At 70.9% G+C, this 7,975-nt stretch carries 8 protein-coding genes; 3 read left to right on the top strand and 5 right to left on the bottom strand.

The genetic code is table 11. The annotated features are described in order from the left end of the window. Window positions 1-201: 201 nt before the first annotated feature. The 3 genes from RDU12_RS09450 to RDU12_RS09440 form a co-directional block, all read right to left on the bottom strand. Entirely contained in the window at window positions 202-414 is a 213-nt protein-coding gene (locus tag RDU12_RS09450; protein ID WP_259551744.1) for a DUF3126 family protein, read from the bottom strand. 93 nt (window positions 415-507) lie between these two features. Beyond that, window positions 508-1,329, bottom strand: coding sequence for a serine O-acetyltransferase (cysE, locus tag RDU12_RS09445; protein WP_300293039.1), 822 nt, complete (start codon window positions 1,327-1,329; stop codon window positions 508-510). A gap of 20 nt (window positions 1,330-1,349) precedes the next feature. After that, window positions 1,350-2,000: an NUDIX hydrolase gene (locus RDU12_RS09440; protein ID WP_300293041.1), complete on the bottom strand. Its 651-nt coding sequence runs from the start codon at window positions 1,998-2,000 to the stop codon at window positions 1,350-1,352. A 45-nt stretch (window positions 2,001-2,045) separates the two neighbouring features. On the opposite strand from RDU12_RS09440, the gene RDU12_RS09435 reads away from it, so the two are divergent. Next, window positions 2,046-2,648 (top strand): nitroreductase, encoded by a 603-nt coding sequence (locus RDU12_RS09435; protein WP_308684509.1) that lies wholly within the window; start codon window positions 2,046-2,048, stop codon window positions 2,646-2,648. Between the two features lie 142 nt (window positions 2,649-2,790). On the opposite strand, the gene hutI is transcribed toward RDU12_RS09435, so the two are convergent. Both hutI and RDU12_RS09425 read right to left on the bottom strand, forming a co-directional pair. After that, window positions 2,791-4,005, bottom strand: coding sequence for an imidazolonepropionase (gene hutI / locus RDU12_RS09430; protein ID WP_300289682.1), 1,215 nt, complete (start codon window positions 4,003-4,005; stop codon window positions 2,791-2,793). Next, window positions 4,005-4,892 (bottom strand): agmatinase family protein, encoded by an 888-nt coding sequence (locus RDU12_RS09425; RefSeq protein ID WP_300289680.1) that lies wholly within the window; start codon window positions 4,890-4,892, stop codon window positions 4,005-4,007. The genes hutI and RDU12_RS09425 overlap by 1 nt, the downstream gene beginning before the upstream one ends. Window positions 4,893-4,923: 31 nt before the next feature. On the opposite strand from RDU12_RS09425, the gene hutU reads away from it, so the two are divergent. Together hutU and hutH are read left to right on the top strand one after the other, a co-directional pair. Further along, entirely contained in the window at window positions 4,924-6,597 is a 1,674-nt protein-coding gene (gene hutU, locus RDU12_RS09420; RefSeq protein ID WP_300289679.1) for a urocanate hydratase, read from the top strand. Between the two features lie 2 nt (window positions 6,598-6,599). Further along, a partial coding sequence (gene hutH, locus RDU12_RS09415) for a histidine ammonia-lyase (protein ID WP_308684508.1) occupies window positions 6,600-7,975 on the top strand: 1,376 nt, incomplete at its 3' end.

The raw sequence follows: 7,975 nt of genomic DNA, 5'->3' as shown, positions 1-7,975 counted from the left end.
CGCTGCTCCGAGGCCCGCCGCCGCTCCGGCTGCTGCTCCGGCCGCCGCGCCGGCCCCGGCCGCCAAACCGGCCGAGAGCAAGGGCTTCCTGAACGGCATCCTCGACATGATCTTCGGCAAGCGCTGATCACAGTCTGAAACGACGAAGCGCCGGAGGAGCGATCCTCCGGCGCTTTTTCGTGCGCGATAGCCCGGGGCCGATCAGGCTTCCGGCAGGTCTTCCGCCAGGATGGCCATCTCGAACATGAAGCTGCCGGCCTCGTCCTCGTCCTCGAAGACGACGCCGATGAATTCGTCGCCGACATAGACCTCGCAGGAGTCATTGGGCTTGCCGCGGGGCTTCAGGATGATGCCGCCGGTGTTGAAGGTGCGCTTCAGGTGCGTCTCGACGCGCTTCATGTCGGCGGTGTTCATGGTCGGCCTCAGGTCTGTATTGAGCGGCGGACCCTAGAGAATCGGGCGCGACAGGGGAAGGCGTTTTCCGCCCCATGAGTTGGGGAGGAGACTTCAGATGACGAAGTCGTAGACGATGTCGGCCAGGGTATGATCCATGGTCCGCGCCGGCGCCGCCCCGGTCGGGCAGTTGACCAGCCGGGCCGGGACGCCGGCGACGGTGCAGCCCGCCGGCACCGGCTTCAGCACCACCGAGCCGGACGCGACCTTGGCGTAGTCTCCGACCACGATGTTGCCCAGCACCTTGGCCCCGGCGCCCAGCAGCACGCCCCTGCCGATCTTGGGGTGGCGGTCGCCGCGCTCGGCCCCGGTGCCGCCGAGGGTGACGTTGTGCAGCATCGACACCTCGTCGCCGACCACCGCCGTCTCGCCGATGACGATGCCGGTGCCGTGGTCGAGGAACAGGCCCGAGCCCAGCCGCGCCGCCGGATGGATGTCGACCTGGAACAGCTCGGACATGCGGCTCTGGAAATGGAAGGCCAGGGCCTCGCGCCCGCGGGTCCACAGCCAGTGGGCCACGCGGTGGCCCTGCAGCGCCTGGAAGCCCTTGAAGTAGAGGAAGGGCTGCAGAAGCGTCTTGATGGCGGGGTCGCGCTCGGCGACGGCGCGCAGGTCGGCCTCGGCGGCCGTGACCATGGACGGATCGGCGGCATAGGCCTCGAGGCAGACCTCGCGCACCGACATCGCCGGCAGTTCGGCGTCGGCCAGCTTGCGGGCGATCTGATAGCTCAGGGCCGCGGCCAGATCTCCGTGCGACAGGACCACCGCATTGATCTGGGACGCCAGCAACGGCTCGGCGCGGGCGGTGTCCTGGGCGGCGGCGCGCAGCTGGCCCCAGGTGTCGGTCTGGAGGGCGACGACTTCGAGCTTGGGCATCCGGGGCTCCTTCGGCGTCATCATACGCTGGCCAGCATGGCCTTCGCCAGTTCGGGCGGCAGTTCGCCCTCGCGGGCCATATGGTAGGCCCGCAGCGTCGTCGCCACCGTGAACATGTCGCGCACCGACCCGCGCCCGATCTCGCGCAGCAGGTCGCCGAACGGGACACGGGCGATGCGGATGATCTCGGTCGGGTCCGGCGCGACGGCCACGGGATCCAGCTCCCAGGCGATCCACGCCACGGCCCGTTCGTCGGTGATCGAGTTGCTCATCTCGACCTTCAGCGCCTCGCGCCAGGACGCCGCGCGGAGGCCCGCCTCCTCGGCCAGTTCGCGGCGCGCGCCCTCGATCGGGGCCTCGTCGAACGGGGCGCCGCCCTCGGGCATCTCCCACGACCAGTTCATCAGGGCGAAGCGCTGCTGGCCGACCAGGGTGACGGTCCCGTCGTCGTGGATCGGCAGCACGCCGACCGAGAGGTTCCTCGGGCGCATCACCACATAGTCGGCCTCCAGCCCGGTCGGCGCGCTGGCGGGATGGCGGGTCAGGCGCATCCACGGATTCTCGAACAGGACGCTCTCGCCGGCGCTGCGCCACGGCGGCGGGCGGTCGGTTCCGTCGTCCCAGGCGGGGGTCGGACGGTCGGCGTCGAAGGCGTCGCGGGAATCTGTCATCGCCCGGATATGGCGCAGAGCGGGCGGGACCACTAGCTAGACCGCATGTCCGACGCCGATCTGGGCCAGGCCCTCCCCCTTCCGACGCCGTCCGCCGAACTGCAGGCGCGACTGGCCGTGCGCCGTTCGGCCCCGGCCCAGTCGCTGGTCGCCCCCGGTCCCTCGCCGGCGGAGGTCGCGCGCATCCTCGAACTGGGCGCCCGGACGCCGGACCACGGCAAGCTGTTCCCGTGGCGGTTCGTGGTGATGGGGCCGCAGAGCCGGGCGGCGCTGGCGGAGGCCCTGCTGCCGCATGCGGCGCGCCAGCCCGATCCGGCCAAGGCGCGCAAGGTGTTGTCCAAGCTGACCGCGCCGCCGCTGACCATCCTGGTGGTGTCGACGCCGGTCGAGGGCCACAAGGTGCCGGTGTGGGAGCAGCAGCTCTCGGCCGGAGCGGTGTGCATGAACCTCGAACACGCCGCCGACGCGCTGGGCTATTCGGCCAGCTGGATCACGGACTGGTACAGCTACGACCCGCAGGCCACTGAAGTCATCGGGGTGATGGCGGGGGAACAGATCGCCGGCTTCATCCATATCGGCGCCTTGGCCGAGGGGCCGCTGGAGCGGCCGCGGCCGGATCTGGCCGCGAAGACCGCCTACCAGCCCTGAGCCAGCACCGCCTCGACCGACAGGCCGGTGACGACCGCGAGCGCCACGGTCACCGCGATCAGGGCGGCGAGCAGGTAGCCTTCGGTGCGGTCGCGGGCGAAACGCATGGCGGCAGGGTGCGGGGATTCGGCCTTGCGGGCGATCAGCGATCGGCGACGCCGGCGACATAGCGGGCGTGCAGCAGCGGCTTGCCGAGCCAGTAGAAGAGCTCGGCCGGGCGCTCGATGTCCCAGACGACGAGGTCGGCGGCCTTGCCGGCCTCGATCGTTCCGACCTCTCCGGACAGACCCAGCGCCTTCGCCGCGACGCGGGTCGCCCCGGCCAGCGCCTCCTCCGGGGTCAGACGGAACTGCACGCAGGCCAGGTTGAGCGCCGCCGTCATCGAGGCGACCGGCGAGGTGCCGGGATTGCAGTCGGTGGCCACGGCCATGGCCACGCCGTGGCGGCGCAGCAGGTCGACGGGCGGCGGCGTGGTCTCGCGCAGCATCAGATAGGCGCCGGGCAGCAGGACGGCGACGACGCCGGCCTGCGCCATGGCCCGGACGCCGGCCTCGCCGCTGTGTTCGATGTGATCGGCCGACAGGGCGCCGTATTTCGCCGCCAGGGCCGCGCCGCCGCCGTCGGACAGCTGGTCGGCGTGTAGCTTGACCGGCAGGCCGAGGGCGCGGGCCTTGTCGAACAGCCGGGCGACCTCGGCGGTGGAGAAGGCGATGGGTTCGCAATAGGCGTCGACGGCGTCGACGAGACCTTCGGCATGGGCCGCGGGCAGGATTTCATCCACAGCCTTGTCCACATAGGCGGCGCGGTCGGCGCGGTGCTCCGGCGGCACGGCGTGGAGGCCGAGGTAGCTGGTGCGGACCCGCACGCCGGCCTCGCGGCCGAGGCGGCGGGCGACGCGCAGCATCTTCAGCTCGCTGTCGTGGTCGAGGCCGTAGCCGGACTTGATCTCCACCGTGGTGACGCCGGTGGCCTTGAGGCCCGCCAGCCGGGTCAGGGCGGAGGCGTAGAGGTCTTCCTCCGACGCCGCCCGGGTCGCCGCGACGGAGGAGACGATGCCGCCCCCGGCGCGGGCGATCTCCTCATAGGTCGCGCCGCCGAGCCGCTGTTCGAACTCGCCCGAGCGGTCGCCGCCGAACACCAGATGGGTGTGGCAGTCGATCAGGCCGGGCGTGACCCAGCGGCCGTCGAGGCGGTCGGTCGCCGCCGTTTCGTGCGCGGGCAGATCGGCCCGCGGGCCGGCCCAGACGATACGGCCGTCGGCGATCAGGACAGCGCCGTCGTCAATGGCGCCGTAGGGCGCGCCGCCCTCGACCATGGCGGCGAGGCGGCAGTCGGTGATGAGTCTGTCGGCGCGGATCATCGCCGTTCGAATCCCGCCAGCAGTTCGCAGAACCACCGCCCCGCCGTCAGCGAGCCGAGGTCGCCGATCTCCAGCGAGGGATCGTATTCGGTCAGGTCGACCGCCTTCACCTTCGGATGGGCCCCGATCGCCCGCGTGGCGTCGAAGAAGTCCTGCGCCGAGACCCCGCCCGGCCGGGCGCCGGGCGAGGCCGGCCACTGGCTGCGGTCGATGACGTCGATGTCGAAGTCGACGAAGAGGACCTCGCACAGCGTCGAGAGGCGGGCCAGTTCTTCGGCCACTACGACCGCCAGCCCCTGTTCGCGGCACTCCCGCGCCGTCCGCACCGAAATGCCCGCGGCCTTCGCCTTGTCGTGGGCCCGTTTCGTATTGGCGAAGGGGGCGAGGCCGATCTGGCTGATGCGGTCGCCGGCAAGGCCATCCTCGAGCAGGGCCTGGATCGGGTTGCCGTTGGTCAGGCCCTGGTCGGTGTCGCGCAGGTCGAAATGGGCGTCGAGGGTAAGGACGCCGACCCGATCGAGGCCGAGGGCGTGGACGCCGGGGCGGGTGATGGCGTTGTTGCCGCCGATCAGAACGGTCAGGGCCCGGCGGGCCTGGGCTGCTGCGGCGTCGCGCACGGGACGGAAGGCGTCGGCAGGCGACACGCCCTTCAGCGCCACGTCCCCGGCGTCGTGGACGCGGGTCGACAGCTCGGCGCCGGTCTCGACGTCATAGGTCGAAAAGCGCGGCAGCACCGCCCGGAAGGCCTTCGGACCGAGGTCGCAGCGCCCGGGCGTCAGGGAGCGCTCGTTGAGGCCGGCGCCGATCAGGGCGACGGAGGCGTCGGGATGATCGCCGGTCAGGTCGGCGATGCTGCGCCAGCCGAGCGCGTCTGAGTCTTCCATGGTCATGGGCGGGCAGCGTAGAGAGGCCGCCATGACGACTCAACAGACCCCGAACACCCGCGTCATCCGCAGCCCCCGCGGCCCCGAGATGACGGCGAAGACCTGGGCCGCCGAGGCGGCGCTGCGGATGCTGATGAACAACCTCGACCCGGAGGTGGCCGAGCGGCCGGAGGACCTGGTGGTCTACGGCGGCATCGGCAAGGCCGCGCGGGACTGGGCGTCGTTCGACCGCATCGTCCACGAACTGCGCGAGCTCGAACCGGACCAGACCCTGCTGGTCCAGTCGGGCAAGCCGGTCGGCGTGTTCCGCACCCACGCCGACGCGCCCCGGGTGCTGATCGCCAACTCCAACCTGGTGCCGAAATGGGCGACCTGGGAGCATTTCAACGAGCTCGATCGCAAGGGGCTGATGATGTACGGCCAGATGACGGCCGGCTCGTGGATCTACATCGGCACCCAGGGCATCGTTCAGGGCACCTACGAGACCTTCATGGAGGCCGGGCGCCAGCACTATGGCGGCGACTGGTCGGGCAAATGGATCCTGACCGCCGGGCTCGGCGGCATGGGCGGGGCCCAGCCGCTGGCGGCGACCATGGCGGGGGCCTCGTGCCTGGCCGTCGAATGCCAGCGCAGCCGCATCGAGATGCGGCTGAAGACCCGCTACCTCGACGTCATGGCCGAGACGCTGGACGAGGCCCTGGCCCTGATCGAAACGGCGAAGACGGACGGAAAGGCGATATCCGTCGGGCTGTTGGGCAACGCGGCGGATGTATTGCTTGAACTGGTCAGGCGCGGCGTGCGGCCTGATCTGGTGACAGACCAGACCTCGGCCCACGACCCCGTCAACGGCTACCTGCCGCAGGGCTGGACCGTCCCGGAGTGGGAGACGAAGCGGCAGAGCGATCCCGCCGCCGTCGAGGCCGCGGCCCGCAAGTCGATGGCTGTCCATGTGAAGGCCATGCTCGCTTTCCACGCGCAGGGCATCCCCGTCACCGACTATGGCAACAACATCCGCCAGGTCGCCTATGACGAGGGCGTCGAGGACGCCTTCGCCTTCCCCGGCTTCGTCCCGGCCTATATCCGCCCGCTGTTCTGCCGCGGCATCGGCCCGTTCCGCTGGGCGGCCTTGACCGGCGATGCGGACGACATCCGCAAGACCGATGCGGCGATGAAAAAGCTGTTCCCCGACAACGCCGGCCTGCACCGCTGGCTGGACATGGCGAAGGAACGCGTCGCCTTCCAGGGCCTGCCCGCCCGCATCTGCTGGATCGGTCTCGGCGACCGGCACCGCGCCGGCCTGATGTTCAACGACATGGTCGCCTCGGGCGAGCTCAGCGGCCCGATCGTCATCGGCCGCGACCACCTCGACTCCGGCTCGGTCGCCAGCCCCAACCGCGAGACGGAATCAATGATTGACGGATCGGACGCCGTATCCGACTGGCCGGTGCTGAACGCCTTGCTGAACACGGCCTCGGGCGCCAGCTGGGTGTCGCTGCACCACGGCGGCGGGGTCGGCATGGGCTATTCGCAGCACTCGGGCGTGGTGATCGTCGCCGACGGCACGCCGGAGGCCGCGAAACGTCTGGAGCGGGTGCTGTGGAACGACCCGGCGACCGGGGTGATGCGCCATGCCGACGCCGGGTATGAGATCGCGAAAGAGGCGGCGCGCGAACACGGCCTCAACCTGCCGAGCCTGAAGGCCTGATCATGACCCCCCTCACCCTCGGCCAGTCCCCCCTCACCCTCGCCCAACTCCGCGCCGTCCTCGACGCCCCGACCACCGTCGCCCTCGCTCCTTCCGCCTGGACCGCCGTCGAGCGCGGCGCGGCCGTGGTCGCGGCCATCGTCGCCGAGGGGCGCACCGTCTATGGCGTCAACACCGGCTTCGGCCTGCTGGCCAACACCTCCATCGCCACGGAGGACCTCGAGACGCTGCAGAAGAACCTGGTGCTCAGCCACGCCTGCGGCGTCGGCCCGCTGCTGGATGACCGGATCGTCCGCCTGCTGATGGTGCTGAAGATCGCCAGCCTGTCGAAAGGGGCCTCGGGCATCCGCCGCGAGACGCTCGAGGCCCTGATCGCCCTCGTCAACGCCGACGTCCTGCCCTGCATCCCGTCCAAGGGCTCGGTCGGCGCCTCGGGCGACCTCGCCCCCCTGGCCCATATGTCGTGCGTCCTGATCGGCGTCGGCGAGGCCCGCCACGAGGGCGAGACCCTGTCGGCCGAGGCCGCCCTCGCCCGCGTCGGCCTCAAGCCCCTGGTGCTGGGCCCCAAGGAAGGGCTGGCCCTCCTCAACGGCACCCAGTGCTCCACCGCCCTCGCCCTCGCCGGCCTGTTCGCCGCCGAGGCCGCCTTCGCCGCCGGGATCGCGGCGGGAGCCTTGTCGGTCGATGCGCTGAAGGGCTCGGACGCCCCGTTCGACGCCCGCATCCACGCCCTGCGCGGCCAGCCGGGTCAGATCGCCGTGGCCGAACGTCTGCGCGCCCTGATGGCCGGCTCGGCCATCCGAGACAGCCACCGCCACGACTGCGCCAAGGTGCAGGATCCCTACTCCCTGCGCTGCCAACCGCAGGTCATGGGCGCCGTGCTGGACGTGCTGACCAACGCCGCCGCCACGCTGGCGCGCGAGGCCAACGCCGTGACCGACAACCCGCTGGTCTTCATCGAGGACGGCGACGTCATCTCGGGCGGCAATTTCCACGCCGAGCCGGTCGCCTTCGCCGCCGACATGATCGCCATGGCCCTGTGCGAGATCGGCAACATCTCGGAGCGCCGCACCTCGATCCTCGTCGACCCGAAGATGAGCGACCTGCCCGCCTTCCTGGTGAAGGAGAGCGGCCTGAACTCCGGCTTCATGATCGCCCAGGTCACCGCGGCGGCGCTGGTGGCGGAGAATCGGATGGTGGCCCACCCCTGCAGCATCGACACCGTGCCCACCTCGGCCAATCAGGAGGACCACGTCTCCATGGCCACCCACGGCGCGCGCCGCCTGCTGGACATGGCCGAGAACACCGCCGCCGTCGTGGCCATCGAACTGTTGGCCGCGGCGCAGGGCATTGAATTCCATCGGCCTCTGAAGACCTC

The sequence above is a fragment of the Brevundimonas sp. genome (assembly GCF_031082345.1).
Lineage (GTDB): Bacteria > Pseudomonadota > Alphaproteobacteria > Caulobacterales > Caulobacteraceae > Brevundimonas.
This window is presented reverse-complemented; position numbering and strand designations above follow the sequence as displayed.